Annotated in this window: 14 protein-coding genes; 4 read left to right on the forward strand and 10 right to left on the reverse strand. The window is 55.0% G+C overall.

The window, feature by feature from the left end:
* The first annotated feature begins 79 nt into the window (after window positions 1–79).
* Window positions 80–2,323, forward strand: a complete 2,244-nt coding sequence (locus AC0J4F_RS01930; protein ID WP_133948762.1) for a mechanosensitive ion channel family protein — start codon at window positions 80–82, stop codon at window positions 2,321–2,323.
* A gap of 102 nt (window positions 2,324–2,425) precedes the next feature.
* Complete coding sequence (locus AC0J4F_RS01935; RefSeq protein ID WP_133948764.1) at window positions 2,426–3,235, forward strand: DUF2189 domain-containing protein; 810 nt, start codon at window positions 2,426–2,428, stop codon at window positions 3,233–3,235.
* Window positions 3,236–3,250: 15 nt separating this feature from the next.
* Here AC0J4F_RS01935 and truA read toward each other — a convergent pair whose 3' ends face one another.
* Genes truA through def form a run of 4 tightly spaced genes read right to left on the reverse strand, consistent with a single transcriptional unit; the run spans window position 3,251 to window position 6,140 of the window.
* Window positions 3,251–4,072: a tRNA pseudouridine(38-40) synthase TruA gene (truA, locus tag AC0J4F_RS01940; RefSeq protein ID WP_473025265.1), complete on the reverse strand. Its 822-nt coding sequence runs from the start codon at window positions 4,070–4,072 to the stop codon at window positions 3,251–3,253.
* A gap of 8 nt (window positions 4,073–4,080) precedes the next feature.
* The gene (locus AC0J4F_RS01945) at window positions 4,081–4,620 is read right to left on the reverse strand and encodes a GNAT family N-acetyltransferase (RefSeq protein WP_133948768.1); all 540 of its coding nucleotides are present in this window, start codon (window positions 4,618–4,620) and stop codon (window positions 4,081–4,083) included.
* Window positions 4,621–4,639: 19 nt separating this feature from the next.
* The gene (fmt, locus tag AC0J4F_RS01950) at window positions 4,640–5,578 is read right to left on the reverse strand and encodes a methionyl-tRNA formyltransferase (RefSeq protein WP_473025266.1); all 939 of its coding nucleotides are present in this window, start codon (window positions 5,576–5,578) and stop codon (window positions 4,640–4,642) included.
* 43 nt (window positions 5,579–5,621) lie between these two features.
* Window positions 5,622–6,140, reverse strand: a complete 519-nt coding sequence (gene def, locus AC0J4F_RS01955) for a peptide deformylase (protein ID WP_133949687.1) — start codon at window positions 6,138–6,140, stop codon at window positions 5,622–5,624.
* Between the two features lie 125 nt (window positions 6,141–6,265).
* On the opposite strand from def, the gene AC0J4F_RS01960 reads away from it, so the two are divergent.
* Window positions 6,266–7,453, forward strand: coding sequence for a DNA recombination protein RmuC (locus AC0J4F_RS01960; protein ID WP_473025267.1), 1,188 nt, complete (start codon window positions 6,266–6,268; stop codon window positions 7,451–7,453).
* A 36-nt stretch (window positions 7,454–7,489) separates the two neighbouring features.
* Here AC0J4F_RS01960 and AC0J4F_RS01965 read toward each other — a convergent pair whose 3' ends face one another.
* Genes AC0J4F_RS01965 through AC0J4F_RS01975 form a run of 3 tightly spaced genes read right to left on the reverse strand, consistent with a single transcriptional unit; the run spans window position 7,490 to window position 10,210 of the window.
* Entirely contained in the window at window positions 7,490–8,356 is an 867-nt protein-coding gene (locus AC0J4F_RS01965) for a C40 family peptidase (protein WP_473025268.1), read from the reverse strand.
* Between the two features lie 45 nt (window positions 8,357–8,401).
* Window positions 8,402–8,752 (reverse strand): MarR family transcriptional regulator, encoded by a 351-nt coding sequence (locus AC0J4F_RS01970; protein ID WP_008190665.1) that lies wholly within the window; start codon window positions 8,750–8,752, stop codon window positions 8,402–8,404.
* Window positions 8,753–8,812: 60 nt separating this feature from the next.
* Window positions 8,813–10,210 carry a leucyl aminopeptidase family protein gene (locus AC0J4F_RS01975; RefSeq protein WP_473025269.1) on the reverse strand — a complete coding sequence of 466 codons (1,398 nt, stop codon included), beginning with the start codon at window positions 10,208–10,210 and terminating at the stop codon, window positions 8,813–8,815.
* A 181-nt stretch (window positions 10,211–10,391) separates the two neighbouring features.
* Between AC0J4F_RS01975 and AC0J4F_RS01980 the strand changes: the two genes are divergently transcribed.
* A complete protein-coding gene (locus AC0J4F_RS01980) occupies window positions 10,392–11,171 on the forward strand; it encodes a tetratricopeptide repeat protein (RefSeq protein WP_209179184.1) in 780 nt (259 codons plus the stop codon).
* A 229-nt stretch (window positions 11,172–11,400) separates the two neighbouring features.
* On the opposite strand, the gene AC0J4F_RS01985 is transcribed toward AC0J4F_RS01980, so the two are convergent.
* From AC0J4F_RS01985 to AC0J4F_RS01995, 3 genes are read right to left on the reverse strand one after another with little or no spacing between them, the layout of a single operon-like run.
* Window positions 11,401–12,375, reverse strand: a complete 975-nt coding sequence (locus AC0J4F_RS01985; protein WP_473025270.1) for a type II secretion system F family protein — start codon at window positions 12,373–12,375, stop codon at window positions 11,401–11,403.
* A 12-nt stretch (window positions 12,376–12,387) separates the two neighbouring features.
* Window positions 12,388–13,407 (reverse strand): type II secretion system F family protein, encoded by a 1,020-nt coding sequence (locus AC0J4F_RS01990; protein WP_473025271.1) that lies wholly within the window; start codon window positions 13,405–13,407, stop codon window positions 12,388–12,390.
* Window positions 13,408–13,415: 8 nt separating this feature from the next.
* Window positions 13,416–14,933, reverse strand: coding sequence for a CpaF family protein (locus tag AC0J4F_RS01995; RefSeq protein ID WP_473025272.1), 1,518 nt, complete (start codon window positions 14,931–14,933; stop codon window positions 13,416–13,418).
* Between the last annotated feature and the right edge of the window lie 9 nt (window positions 14,934–14,942).

Raw genomic sequence — 14,942 nt, forward strand, 5'->3', positions numbered from 1 at the left:
CGTAATTTTTTGGCAGGCTTTTGCCGGTAGGAAGATTAACGCAACTACCCTCCAGTTCCACTTCCTGAGCGGGGCACCCATGATCAATGCTTCAATAATAAAGAATCCCATCGCCTATTTCCTCATCGCACTCATTTCCATCCCACTTTTCATAACTCCGTCAAACGCCCAGGAAACGGCATCGGCACTTCCACCAGCACTCCAGCAAGAGTCGATGGAAAAGCTGGCGTCTGATCTCGATCCGGATCAAGTCAATGCGCTGGCTGATCTTGTTACCTTGCTGCAAGAAGGCGCAGACGCCAAGAATGCAAGCACTGACGCATCTGCTAAGGGGGGAAGCTTCATCGAGCAGTTGCAATCCGCAGTTGGCGCCTTTGGGGCCATGATCGCCGGCCATTTCCAAAACTTGCCCGCACTTGTTACAGGGATCGTGTCAGGGATCGCCGCCTTGTTCGCGGGCTCGGTCGCTGGACCGGTCCACATCCTACTCGGCTCGATCGCTCTGCTCCTGGTGACTGGTTATGCTGCCGAGTTTCTTTTCAATCGCTTGGTCATCAAGAAACGAGTGCAAATCCAGTCTCAGGAGCCTGACTCCCTCTTCCAGACCATTAAGACTGTTTCCACGCGGGCCGGACTGGATCTTGGCGGACTGATCATTTTCGCGATTGTCGTCATGATTGTCGGCCGAATGGCGATCTTCGACCCCGTGACCCGGTCCTTTGCGTTCCAGGCCGTCTTTTGGATTGTCCTGCTGCCGAGGATCATTGCAGCCTTGTTGCGATTTGCACTTGCGCCTCAGCGCAGCGAACTGCGTTTGGTAAGTGCCAATGACACGACCGCAAAGTCCCTCTACCGCAGCTTCACGTCACTGTTCGCCTTTGTCGGTGTTTCGTTCTTTGTGCGCAACGTAATGCTGGCGACCGGGGCCGATGTTGGCGAGACCTATCGGTTTTTTATCGGCTTTGGCGTGAACGCCTGGCTGGTCGCTGTTCTCTGGAAATCGCGGCATGGCCTCACAAACATTATCTTGGGCGACGATGAAGAACCCACCAGCGGCCTGGAGCGCATGGCGCGGTTCTGGCCCTATTTCTCAATGGCGTTCATCGTCTTCAATTGGCTGCTCGTCCAGATCACATCCAGCATGGGCATTGATGCATTGACTGCGGGCCGATCACTCGGCGTCATTGCTCTTGTGGTCTTTGCCCCGTTCCTCGATACGATGGTCCGCGGGATCGTGTCGCATATTGTTCCGCCGATGCAGGGCGAAGGACCGGTTGCGGAGGCCGCGCACATGCAAACCCGGCACAGCTATGTCCGGATCGCCCGTGTCGCACTGCTTGCCTTCCTCATCCTGACCGTGGGCCGCATTTACGGCCTGAACCTCTTGGCTCTTGGGGGTGATGGGGGATCCGATGTTGCACGCAACAGTGTCATCTTCCTTCTGATTTTGGCCGCCGGTTATCTGGCCTGGGAGATCACCAATCTCTGGGTCAGCCGCCAGCTGGCCAAGGATTCACCGCCGCAAGCCGCTCAAGATGAGGAATCGGAAATGGGCGGTGCCGGCAAGTCCCGTCTGGCGACAATTCTGCCGCTTGTCCGGATTGTTCTACAGGTCACCATTGTCACCCTCACCGTCCTGCTTGGCTTGAGTCAGCTTGGGGTCAACATCACCCCGTTGCTTGCTGGTGCCGGCGTTGTCGGCCTGGCGGTCGGCTTTGGTGCGCAAACGCTTGTGAGCGATGTCGTTGCGGGCATTTTCTTCCTGATGGACGACGCATTCCGCATGGGTGAATTCATCAACACAGGCGGTGCTCAAGGCACGATTGAAAAAATCTCGATTCGGTCGATGCAGCTGCGCGGCACGAAGGGCGCCGTCCATGTCGTGCCTTATGGTCAGATTTCAAATCTCACCAATCTGTCGCGCGACTGGGTGATCATGAAGCTGAAGTTCACCATCCCGTTCGACACCGATCAGGAGAAGGTCCGCAAGATCTTCAAGAAAATCGGCCAAGAGATCATGGAGATGGACGAATACAAGGACGACATGCTTGCGCCATTCAAAGGTCAAGGTGTCGCCGATGTCGACGATGTTGGTATTGTGGTCCGGGGCAAATTCACAACCAAGCCAGGCAAACAGTTCGGTGTCCGCCGGGAAATCTACAAGCGTGTCCAAAAAGCGTTTGAAGAAAACGGTATCCAGTTTGCCCGCAAGGAGGTTCGAGTACAGTTGCCGGAAAACGCAAAACTCGATGATAGCGAAAAGGAAGCCGTTGCCGCCGCAGCGGCAGAAGCAGCTGCTCCTAAGCCTGCCCCTCAGACTTAGTTTGAAAAGTAAGCCCTTCTGCGCATTGGCGGAAGGGCTCTCTCAAGCGTATCATCGAACCACAAACAATTGTTTCGTGTGCTTTTGGGAGGAAGCTGAGACATGAGCGAACAAGAGTTGGCGTCAAATGAGCTGCGCCCAATGCCGCAGGTCAACAAGATCACCGCCAATGATGTGATTGATGCCCTGGCCGCAGGTATGGCGGATTTCCGCCGCGCCCCGGTCTACGGCATTACGATCGGAGCAATCTTCGCGGCGGGAGGGCTGTTTGTTGTCCTCAGCGCCGCCGCACTGAAGATGAGTTACCTGTCCTATCCGGCCGCAGCAGGGTTCGTGCTGCTCGGCCCATTTGCCGCAGTGGGACTGTACGAGGTCAGCCGCAGACTGCAATCGGGGGAAGAACTCTCCTGGTCCAAGATTTTGGGCACCATGTGGGCGCAAAAGGGCCGGGAGCTGTCCTGGATGGCGTTTGTGGTTCTCTTCATCCAGATCATGTGGATGTACCAGGTCCGACTGTTGCTTGCGTTATTTTTGGGCTTCAGGTCATTCGCCTCGTTCGAAGAGTTTTTGACCGAGATTGTCTCGACACCGGAAGGCCTGATGTTCCTGGCGGTTGGTCACGTGGTCGGCGCGATCCTGTCTCTGATCCTCTTCTCATTGACTGTCATTTCGTTCCCGCTCCTTCTCGAAGAGGACCGGGATTTCATCACAGCAATGATCACGAGTGTTCGTGCGGTTGTCACGTCTCCAGTGCCAATGATCGGCTGGGCGTTCGCCGTGACTGCCACCTTGATCGTCTCGATGGCACCCGGTTTCCTGGGATTGATCATCACACTGCCGATCCTCGGACACACAACATGGCACCTTTACAAAAAGTGCGTGGTGTTTCCTGAAAAAGCAGAGGTCGGCTAGCCGCGGTTGGTCGGCCTAGTCGGCGGGCGCTTCCTCAGCAGCCATCACCGCTTTGCGCGCCTGCCACTCTGCCAAAGAGTCGATATCGACTTGTGCAGGCCGGTAATCAACTCGGGTCAGATAAAGACCGTCAGCTGGAGCGACCGGTCCGCACGTTTTCCGGTCCCGCGCCTGCAGCGCCTTGGAGATATCCCCTGGACCCCACCGGCCTTCGCCAACGAGACGAAGCGTTCCCACCATTGACCGGACCTGATTGTGCAGAAAGGATCGGCTGGAACATTCGGCAATGACAAATTCGCCGTCCCGGTAAACTGAAAAATGCTCAAGTGTCTTTTCCGGGCTTTTTGCCTGACACCGGGAGTGACGGAAGGTCGTGAAATCGTGGTGGCCAACGAACTCCTGCGCCGCCTCATGCATGGCATCGGCATCCAGCTCATGTTTCACATGCCAAGCCAATCCGAGCTGATGCGTCAATGGCTGCAGACGATTGTGAATTCGATAGCGGTAGGCACGCCGGATCGCAGAAAAGCGGGCATCAAATCCCTTATGCATTTCTTCACACTCAAGGATGACCACCGGGTCGGGCTGGCAATGGAAATTCAGCGCGCCCATGACCGTTTTGGTTGGCCATTTCTTGGAGAGATCCGCGTGGCAGACCTGACCTGTTGCATGAACGCCTGTGTCCGTGCGTCCTGCCCCGCCAATGGTCACTGCTTCGCCGGAGAACGCCTTGATCGCCCGCTCGATCACCGCCTGCACAGACGGCGCATTTGCTTGCCGCTGCCAGCCGCAAAAGGGTCGGCCATCATATTCCACGGTCAGCTTGTATCGCGGCATCGGTCTTCTTATTCAAATTCTTCAAAGGGCGTGGCGAAGGTGACTTCGATCGGCAAGTTGTTCGACCCAGCTTCGGTCAAGGGTGCCGCCATAAAAGCCGCACCGGCATAGGGCCCATGAACTTTTTTAGCCAGCTCCGCATCAAAGCCAAACTTCGGGAAATAGCTCGGCGGACCGAGCACCAAAACCAGATCTTCCTGCAGCTCGCCGAGACGCTCCATCGACGATCCAATGAGCCGGGATCCGATCCCTTTGCGTTGCTCATCAGCTCGTATCGAGACTGGAGCAAGACAGGCAACCTGAACGGCTTGATTTGCCCCTATCGTGGTGTTCGTGACTCGGCTGAAGGCGATATGTCCAAGAATGGCGCCATCAGATGCTGCTGCCACCTGTTCCAGTACGAGCGCACCGCAATGACGTAGCTTGTGCACGAGGCGCGCTTCCATATCCGACGGATAAACGGACAAAAGAAGCGCCTCAACAGCCTTTTCATCCGCAGGTGTCAGCTCCCGGATGGTAACGTCGGAAATGGTGCTGTCATTGCTCATCGGTCGCTCCTGCTGCAGCCTAGCTGACATGTGCTCCAACAGATAGGGCAGCGCCGCGCAAGAAATCTTCGCCTGTCATCGGTTTCTTGCCAGCACGTTGAACCTGATCGAGGCGCACCGCATTAGCGCCACAAGCCACAACTGGTGCCCCGTTAACAGCCAATACATTTCCGGGATCGCCATTGCCATCTGCTAAGCTGCTGCGCAAAACCTTCACCCGTTCGGTTTTGCCGCCCAGCTGCATCTCGCACCAGGCGCCCGGAAACGGTGAAAGGCCACGGATGTGATTGTGTACGTTTTTAGCCGGTAAAGACCAATCGATCCGGGTTTCCTGTTTGGAGAGCTTCGCCGCATAGGTGACACCCTCCTCGGATTGCACCTGTTCACTCAACGCGCTCCGGGACAAGGCTGCGAGCGCCCGAACCATCAAGTCGCCACCGAGGCTCGACAATTGGTCGTGCAACTCTCCGGCGGTCATATTTTCCGAGATTGCTACCGTCTCAGACATACAAACAGGACCCGTGTCCAGCCGCTCTTCCATCCGCATGACCTGAACCGCGGTCTCTTTGTCCCCGGCCATGATCGCCCGATTGATCGGCGCCGCCCCCCGCCAGCGCGGCAGCATCGATGCGTGCAAGTTCAGACAGCCGTTTTCCGGAGCCTCCAAGATCGCCTTCGGCAGCAACAGACCGTACGCGACAACAACCGCAACATCGGCGTCAAGCGCTGCGAACTGGGCTTGGTCTTCCGGACCTTTCAGGCTTGTGGGCGTGAAAACCGGAATGCCAAACGACTCCGCCGCCTCGTGGACGGGGGACTTCTTCAAATCCATGCCCCGCCCGGCCGGACGCGGCGGCTGTGAATAGCAAGCCACAACCTCATGGCCCTGCCCGACAATTTCCATCAGGGTTGGCACGGAGAAATCGGGGGTGCCCATAAAAACGACGCGAAGTGACATCTGTTTCCCAGAAGCTGGAGGATTGAGTGCCTTGCGGCGTTGCTTAGAGTTGGCCGGCCAGTTTGGCCTGTTTCGTAAACTTCTTGACCACCCGATCGCGTTTCAGTTTGGACAGATAATCGATGAACAGCTTGCCGTTCAGGTGGTCGAGCTCGTGCTGGATACACGTTGCCAGCAATCCGTCAGCCTTGATCTCCTGCTCTGCACCTTCCCGGTCCATAAACTTGACGGCAACTTCAGCCGGACGCTCGACGTCTTCGTAATAGTCCGGGATCGACAAACACCCTTCCTGATAGACTGAAAGTTCATCACTGGACCAGATGATTTCCGGGTTGATGAAAACCATCGGGTCCTTTGGTGCATCCTCCTTGGCAACATCAAGAACGAATATCCGTTTCAAGATGCCGACCTGGCTGGCAGCAAGGCCAATACCGGGGGCGTCATACATGGTTTCCAGCATATCATCGGCCAAAGCGATGGTTTCAGCGTCGACCTTTCCAATTGGCGCGCATACTTCGCGGAGTACCGGGTCAGGAATGGTGATAATCGGGCGTTTTGTCATGCGCCTGACATAGGAAATCGCGGCATCCCGGTCAACGCGTAATTCCGCCAAGTGTGCCTGCTTGTTCAGCTTTGCTTTCCCTCTTGTCGGATGTTCTTTCCACCGAATCGTTCTATGTTTGTTTCATGAACGAGATCCTTTTTGAATTGAGCGGACGACCGGTCACAGTTTTGGAAACGGCCGTTGGAGGCGGACTGTTTCTGCTTGCTCTGATTGTCTGGCTGGTCATGAAAACCATGCGAGAGATCCGTCTGCGCGCTGAAGCCGATACAGCCGCTACGGAACGCATTCACGAGCTGGAAAGCCACCTCTCGCAGTTGCTGAAATCTCAAGGCGAGATGACCGGCCGGATGCAGACCATGGCCGAGGTATTCGGCTCCCGTCAGTCGGACATGATGCGCGCTGTCAATGAGCGCCTCGACGGGATGGGACACAAGCTCGGGCTCTCCATGGCAGATACGAGCAAGCGCACCCAGGACGGGCTGCGCCATCTGCATGAGCGGCTTGCAGTGATCGACCGGGCACAAGCGACCATTACCGACCTTTCCGGACAGGTCGGGCAGCTGCAGGCGATCCTGTCCAACAAACAGACGCGGGGGGCATTCGGGCAAGGACGCATGGAAGCGATCATCCAGGATCAGTTGGCGCCGAGCGGCTACTCCTTCCAATCCACGCTTTCCAACAACAGCAGGCCTGATTGTCTCATTCACATGCCAAACGGCGCGCCTCCGCTCGCCATCGACGCAAAGTTCCCGCTAGAGGCGTTCAATCTCATTCGGAATGCCGAAACGGACGAACAGCTCAAGTACGCGCAAGCACAGTTCCGGCGGGACTTCACAAAGCATATTCAGGACATCGGCGACAAGTATCTGCTGCCCGGAGAAACCCAGGACACAGCATTCCTTTTTGTACCTTCCGAAAGCGTGTTCGCAGAGCTTAATGAGCGGTTTGAAGACTTGATCCAGAAAGCTCACCGCACCCGCGTGGTGATCGTTTCTCCGTCGCTCTTGATGCTGTCGATCCAAGTGATTCAGGCCGTGTTGCGCGATGCGAAAATGCGTGAACAAGCGCATCTCATTCAAGCCGAAGTTGGCCACCTAATTGCAGATGTCGGCCGCTTGAACGACCGCGTTGGTAAGCTGCAGTCACACTTTGCCCAGGCCAACAAGGACATCGACCAGATCCTCATCTCGTCAGAAAAGATCGGCAAACGCAGCCGAAGGATCGAGGACCTGGAGCTTGGGGAAGTCTCTTCGAGCGCTGATACACAAGGTGATGATGCGCCTCAGCTGGCCTTAGCTCCCGACCGGTAGGGCTGCTCGCTATAGGACAGCGAGCCGCATCCTATCTCAGCCCAGGCGCCGCGCTTTCGTTATCGCGCCCCATTCCGTCGCCGCTATCCTAGCAACAGCCTTTTCAAGATCCTCATAGGCCACGGTCATCGTGTGGCCGTTGGCATGAAGCAGCTGGTTTGGAGCTGTGATGATCCCGACATGCCCCTTCCAAAATAAAAGATCGCCACGGACAAGTGACGATAAGTCATCGAAAGGTATTTCGGTCCCGGCTTCTGTTTCCTGCATATCACTGTCCCGCGGAAGCAGCATGCCGCCCGTTTGCGCCGCCAGTTGAACGAGCGCAGAACAATCCAGCCCCAAACTGGAGCGCCCGCCCCACAAATAAGGAGTTCCGAGGAGTGCTTCGGCACTTGTAACCCAATCGCCCTCGGTGTGATCCAAGGGAACCAGGTGCTTTGCGACAATGGCAGAGCCATCTGCCAAGAGAGCGTATTGCAAGCCTCGCGTTTCTGCTTCACTTACAACACTCACCAAAGACCCGACTGAAAGCAGGCCCAGCGGCGGCATCTTGAGCTCTGGCGCTGGATACCGAAATGTCCTCAGCGCTTTCACGCGGTGCGTTGGCTTTCCGGCCTTCTGAATGGCGTCAGAGGAAAACCAGCCCACATAGCCATCGGTTTCCAACTGACCCCAGGCCCAGCCCTCAGGGGTTTGTTCGTAAACGGTAATATTCTCACCGAACAACGCTTCGGTATCAATTGAAACGTCTGGCCGAGGTTGCGGCCTAAACTCCAAACGGTCAGCGTTCACCCGGTATTCCTCACCCTCGACGAACCGGTCTGCGGTTACCTGCCCTTCATACGATTTAGCTGCCAGATCCAAGCGCACCGGATGACGCCGTCGATCGAAGTTGGTCTTCATAGAAAGCAATCCGCCTAGGCTGGAGTAGATGGAGGGTTGAGTTGACTATCGAGGAAGCTCGGCGGCCTTTTCGACAACGAGGTCTCCAAGCTGCTCCAAATAGAGCGCACCTTCAACCGTGCGTGTGATGATCACATTGCGTTTGTCGGCCTCATCCCTTTTTCGCGACAGCAACCGCATGGAGCCAAGAGTGTCGAGAGCCCGGGTGATGGCTGGTTTGGTGACGTTCAACTTTGCCGCTAAGCCACGCACAGTGTGGGGCGGCGGCTCGAGGTAAACCGTCAAAAGAATCGTCAATTGCCGTGCGGACAGATCCTGATCGCTGCCGCGCACCAACGCCAAATTGACCTCGTGCATGAGCCGCAACGCCTGTGCGCCGCGTATTTCAATGCCCATTGATGATCCGTTCCCAATTCCTATTCGGGATCATTCAAGCATGAATACGTTTCGGTTCCGTTATTTTGTTTTGGTGTAGCGCTCACTGAGCAGGTCGAACAAAGCCCGGATTCCCTGCGCTTCTCCGCCCATCGGTTTTCCCGGCTTTTCGGCAGGTGTCCAACCGAAGATATCGAAATGCACCCAGCTTTCTGCCTTCTCGACAAACCGGGAGAGGAATAAAGCGGCAGTTATGGAACCGGCATAACCGGTGCCGGATGTATTGATGTGATTGATGTCGGCCACTTTGCTGTCGAGGTATTTCATGTATGGCTTCCAGAGCGGCAATCGCCACAAGGGATCAGTAGCCGCTTCTGACATCACGGCGATATCTTCCGCCAAGGCTTCATCATCGGTGTAAAACGGCGGCAGATCCGGACCCAAAGCGACTCGTGCCGCACCAGTGAGTGTCGCCATGTCGATCAAAACTTCCGGGCTTTCTTCATCGGCCAATGCCAATGCATCGGCCAAGATCAGGCGGCCTTCCGCATCCGTGTTTCCAATTTCGACTGTTAGTCCTTTGCGGCTGTTCAGGATATCTCCCGGCCGAAACGCATTGCCTGAAACCGCGTTTTCAACGCACGGCACAATGACCCGCAACCGAACAGGCAGCTTTGCGGCCATGATCATAGAGGCCAGCCCGAGAACATTTGCCGCTCCACCCATATCCTTTTTCATAAGCGTCATGGAGTTGCCGGGCTTCAGGTTTAGACCGCCGGTGTCGAAGATCACACCTTTGCCCACGAGCGTGACTCTCGGAGCGTCTTCGGCGCCCCATGAATAGTCCGCGATGCGGGGCGCTCTAGAACTCGCACGGCCAACGGCATGTACCATCGGGAAACCATGCCTTAGAAGATCACCCCCGGCGGTGATCTGGCCAGAGCCACCGTTTTCGACAAACAACGCCTCAACAGCACTTGCCAATTCCTCCGGCCCCAAGTCATTGGCCGGCGTGTTGATCAGATCTCTGGCCAGCTGAACCCCATCGAGAACGGCAGAGAGCCTATCGAGGTCCACATCTGACGGAACACAAAGCCGGACAACCTTTTTGTTTGAAGACGCGCTGTATCGGTCAAATTTGTAACTTGAGAGAGCAAACGCCAGTGACGCCTCCGCTGCACCCGGAAAACCATCTGCCAAATGGTAATCACCGCTTGAAAGCGCATTTGCCAAGCTTCCAAGACTGAACGGATCAGCGTTTCCTCCGCTATCGACGCCGAATAGAACCGCCTGGAGGTCTCCGCTCAAGCCCGGCACAAGCTGGAAGGAGGAAGGTTTCGCTGAAAAGCCATTTGCTTGGCACCAGACTTTCGCGGTTTCTCCCAACCCGGTGAGGACTGTTTCCAGACTTTCCGCGTCAACCGCGACAATCGGCACTGAAGATTGGGCATCACTTTGACGGATCAGCGTTTCACGCACGAGGGCTCTCCATTCAACGACTGGGCAAGTGCTTCAAGACCTAGTCTGCGAGAAATTCAGAAGCAAGCGCGATGAGGAAAAAGGCTGTTTCGCATTCTGCAGCTGAGCTTAACCATCCATTAGGGTTAATTATCTATTGCTGTAGAGGACTTACATGCTGCGGACAGCTAGGATTTTGACAATGCAAGCGCCCTCGACACACTCGGCAACAAAGCGCTCCCGCCTGACAAAGACGCTCATGGCCATGACGGCTCTTGTGCTGGTCACAGGCTGTGCATCGAACAAATCCAATACTGGAACCCATTCCCCGGCATCCGGAACGCATTACTCCAATCCGGGTTCGGCCCAAGCGCGGGCCGCCGTTTCGAAATGGGGCAGCGCTTATGAGAAGGACCGGACCAACCGGATGGCCATTCTCGGGTATTCTGATGCTCTGAGTCGCAATGGTCAGACACCGCAAGCCATGGCCGTGCTGCGTGCTGGCGTCATCGCACATCCGAAGGACCGTGAAATCGCGTCCGCCTATGGGAAAGTGCTTGCAATGAACGGTCGCTTCGATGAGGCGATGAACGTTCTGAAAGGCGCGCAACGTCCCGATACCCCGGACTGGAAACTGATGTCCGCAAAAGCTGCGATCTACGATCAGATGGGCGAGCACAAAAAAGCGCGAAGCATCTACAAGCAAGCCCTGCAGATTGCTCCGGACGATCCAAGTCTCTTAAACAATCTCGGCCTGTCTTATTTGCTGTCGAATGAACTTCCCGATGCCGAGTACACCCTGCGCCGTGCCGCGACCCTGCCCGGTGCAGATAGCCGCGTGCGTCAAAACCTGGCGCTTGTCCTCGGTATCCAGGGCAAATATGATGAGGCCATTCAGGTGGCGCGTGCAGAATTGGACCCTCGCCAGGCGGAAGCCAACATCGCCTATCTCAGATCCATGATGCAGCAACGTCAGGGCTAGACTGGAAAACACTCAATCGGGTGCAGTTTTCTTATTGGCTGCCATAGTCTGCCAAACGTGAGCCAGACTATGCTTTTGTTCAGGCAAATTAGTACGCAGCCATAACTTTATTTTCTGAATTAGAATAACTTCTGCAAGCTGCGGCGCTCACTTCTTCGCCTTGCACGACCTCACTTCAATTTGCCAAAGCGTCTTCGGTTCTCAGAATTTACACAACCAGCACGTCATATCAGAATGCGCCCATCGCCTGAATGACTGCCGGCGTGAGAATCACGAAGAAGAGTACCGGCAGAAAGAACATGATCATCGGAACCGTCAGCTTTGGCGGAAGCGACGCTGCTTTTTGCTCGGCAAACTGCATCCGTTCCGCGCGCGTATCATCGGCCATGTTGCGGATAGCAGTCCCTACCGGAGTACCATACCGTTCCGCCTGGATAAGTGCCATCATCACGTTCTTGACACCATCTACTCCGGTGCGTTTGGCCAAATTCTCATAAGCCATCCGGCGTTCACTTAAGTACGATAGTTCAGCTGTGGTGAGAGACAGTTCCTCTGCCAATTCCACGGATTGCGCGCCGATTTCCTCAGCAACCTTCTGAAAAGCAGCTTCAATCGACATGCCGGATTCAACGCAAATTAGCATCAGATCAAGCGCATCTGGCCAAGCACGCTGGATTCCAAGCTTCCGTTTATCAATCTGGTTCTTCAAGTATATGTTCGGCAAAAACGCTCCGAAACCGGAAAATACAATACAAAACAATACTTTAGAAAAAGCAGGAATCGTGTTCGGCGCTAGAAGAAACGCATACGTCAAAGCAAAAACAAACAGTCCGCCGGGAAGCGCAATTCGCGCAGTAAGAAAATAATACATCGGAGCGCTACCCCGATAGCCGGCCATGCGCAACCGGTCCTGCGTACTGTCATCCGCGAGCATTTCTTTGAGGTTCAGCCGATCAACGAAGTTCTTCATCTTCGCCTTCGGCTGATTCCTCAATGACATTCGTGCATCCCCTTGGGAGGTTTGCAACCGAGCCCGCTCTTTTGCTCGGAGCTTATCACGCTCCAAGGCAACGTTTTTCATGCGTGCCTTTAACGTGTCTCGCGACAACAACGGCATAACAAGGGAGAAAATAGTTCCTGTTACGGCAATCATAGCCAAAACCGCTGCAAGGAATTGTGCCGATGCGATCGATTCAAGGTCCATGTCTTGCCCCCGTTAGAAGTCAAAATTGATCATGGACCGCATGACCATTATTCCGCAGAACATCCAGAACAGACACCCGGCAACAATAATCTTGCCCGTTGTCACTGTGAAAAGGATCATCATGTAATCTGGCGCGATGAAAAAGAGGATCCCTCCGACCACGAAAGGAAGGGCCCCAATAATCGCCGCAGACGACTTTGCCTCAGAGCTCAATGCCTTGATCTTGGCCTTCATGGCCTTCCGCTGGCGCAAAACCCTTGAGAGGTTTCCCAGGGCTTCTGCTAGACCACCACCGGCTTTTTGTTGGATGCTCACAACAATCGCCAGAAAATTTGTCTCCGGCAACGGAACACGATCAGGCATTCTCGACAGAGCTTCGGCAAGCGAAACTCCCATGACTTGAGTTTCCGTCACCTTTCGAAACTCGGTCGCGACGGGTTCACGGGCTTCCTTCGCAACAACCTTGACGCAATCGCTTAGTGGAAGACCTGCCTTGACACCGCGGACGATGATATCGATCCCATTGGGCAATTCATTCAGAAACGCATTGAAACGACGTTGCCGCTTGTTTCCGATGTACCAACGCGGAAAACCGATTCCACCTACAAATGTGAAAGCGGCTGCGATCAACAAATTGCCACTCGCAATCAAAGAAATTACGAAGAAAACAACTGCACTTACAACACTAAAAAGAACAAGGTGCCGCATCTCCCATTCCAAACCGGCCTGCTCTATTTTTACTTTAAGAGGAATGTTTTTCTGTTTTTCGTGTTTAGCTTTCTGGCGCTCTTCAAAATCCTTTAACTGATCTTGAATCGATTTTTTTCTACGATTGGTATCTCGCATGGTTTTGCGCTGCGTCTCTGACTGAGGCCGTGCCGAGACGGCGCTCATCCGAGCGTCGCGTTTTTTTGTCCCAGATAACGAAGGAAGAAATAGCCCGTAGATGATGCCGCCGACGCTGAACATGACCAGCAGCGCAACCGCGGCTCCGGTGATGGCAGGTGTCATGAATTGCTCGAATACAGGCATGTTTCTTCCTATTCCGCGATGTACTCGGGCATTTCCGACGCATCAAGCGCTTCTGCCAAGCGGGATTCTTCTCCGAAATAACGTGCTCGATCCCAAAACTTGGGACGACCGATACCGGTTGACCGATGCCGCCCGATGATCATCCCGTTCGGGTCTTCTCCGACAATGTCGTAAAGGAAGATGTCCTGGGTGGTAATGATGTCCCCTTCCATCCCCATCACTTCAGTCACATGCGTGATACGGCGAGAACCGTCCCTTAGGCGTGCAGCCTGAACGACCACGTCGATCGACGATACGATCATTTCCCGCAAGGTTCGAGAGGGCAAGGAAAAGCCCCCCATGGTGATCATGGATTCCAGACGAGACAAGGCTTCGCGCGGAGAGTTGGCGTGCAACGTGCCCATTGACCCGTCGTGGCCCGTGTTCATTGCCTGCAACAAATCGAAGGCTTCCGGTCCACGTACCTCGCCCACGATAATACGTTCAGGGCGCATACGCAGGCAGTTTTTTACAAGGTCACGCATCGTGATCTCACCCTCCCCCTCAAGGTTGGGAGGTCTTGTTTCGAGACGTACAACATGCGGCTGCTGCAATTGAAGCTCAGCGGAGTCTTCGCAAGTGATAATGCGTTCCGTGTTCTCGATGTAAGCCGTCAAACAGTTCAAGAGTGTGGTCTTACCGGACCCCGTACCTCCGGAGATCAGTACGTTACACCGAGAGCGGCCGATAACCTGCAGTATGGTTGCACCTTCTGGCGTTATTGAATTGAACTTCACCAGTTGATCGAGCGTCAGCTTGTCGCGTTTGAACTTACGAATTGTGAGTGCAGGACCATCAAGAGACAGTGGGGGGGCAATAACGTTTACGCGGGATCCATCGGGAAGGCGTGCATCACAGATTGGACTGGCATCATCTACACGTCGGCCCACCTGGCTCACGATCCGTTGGCATATGTTCATGAGCTGCGCGTTGTCGCGAAATGCGATGCTGGTTGGCTCAACCTTGCCCTGGGTTTCGATGTAAACCGTGTGCGCCCCATTGACCATTATGTCGGCAATGTCGTCGCGCGCCAACAAAGGCTCCAGCGGGCCATACCCAAGAACATCGTTACAGATGTCTTCAAGCAAGTCTTCCTGCTCGGAAATCGACATTACAACGTTTTTCAACGCGATAATGTCATTCACAACATCCCGGATTTCGTCCCGAGCATCTTCTGCATCCAGTCGCGCGAGCTGAGACAGGTCGATTGCTTCAACAAGCGCGTTGAAGATTTGCGCTTTCGTCTCGTAGTATTCACCGGTCTTTTTTCTGCTCGGCGATGCCGCAGTTGGCTCCGCTGGTGCGCTTACGGCAACGGTTGGGGAAGCAGGCGCACGTGGAGCAGGTGAAGGAGCAGGAGCTTGTTGTACGGGCGCTTCTGGCATTGGCACAGCCGGTGCCGTGGCCGGAGTCTCCGGCATTTCCGGCACGTTTCCAGGCCGAATTTCGGGCGCTCCAGAAGATGAACTGCCACGTCTACCAAACATAGTGAACCT

This window comes from Roseibium sp. R5 (assembly GCF_055755305.1).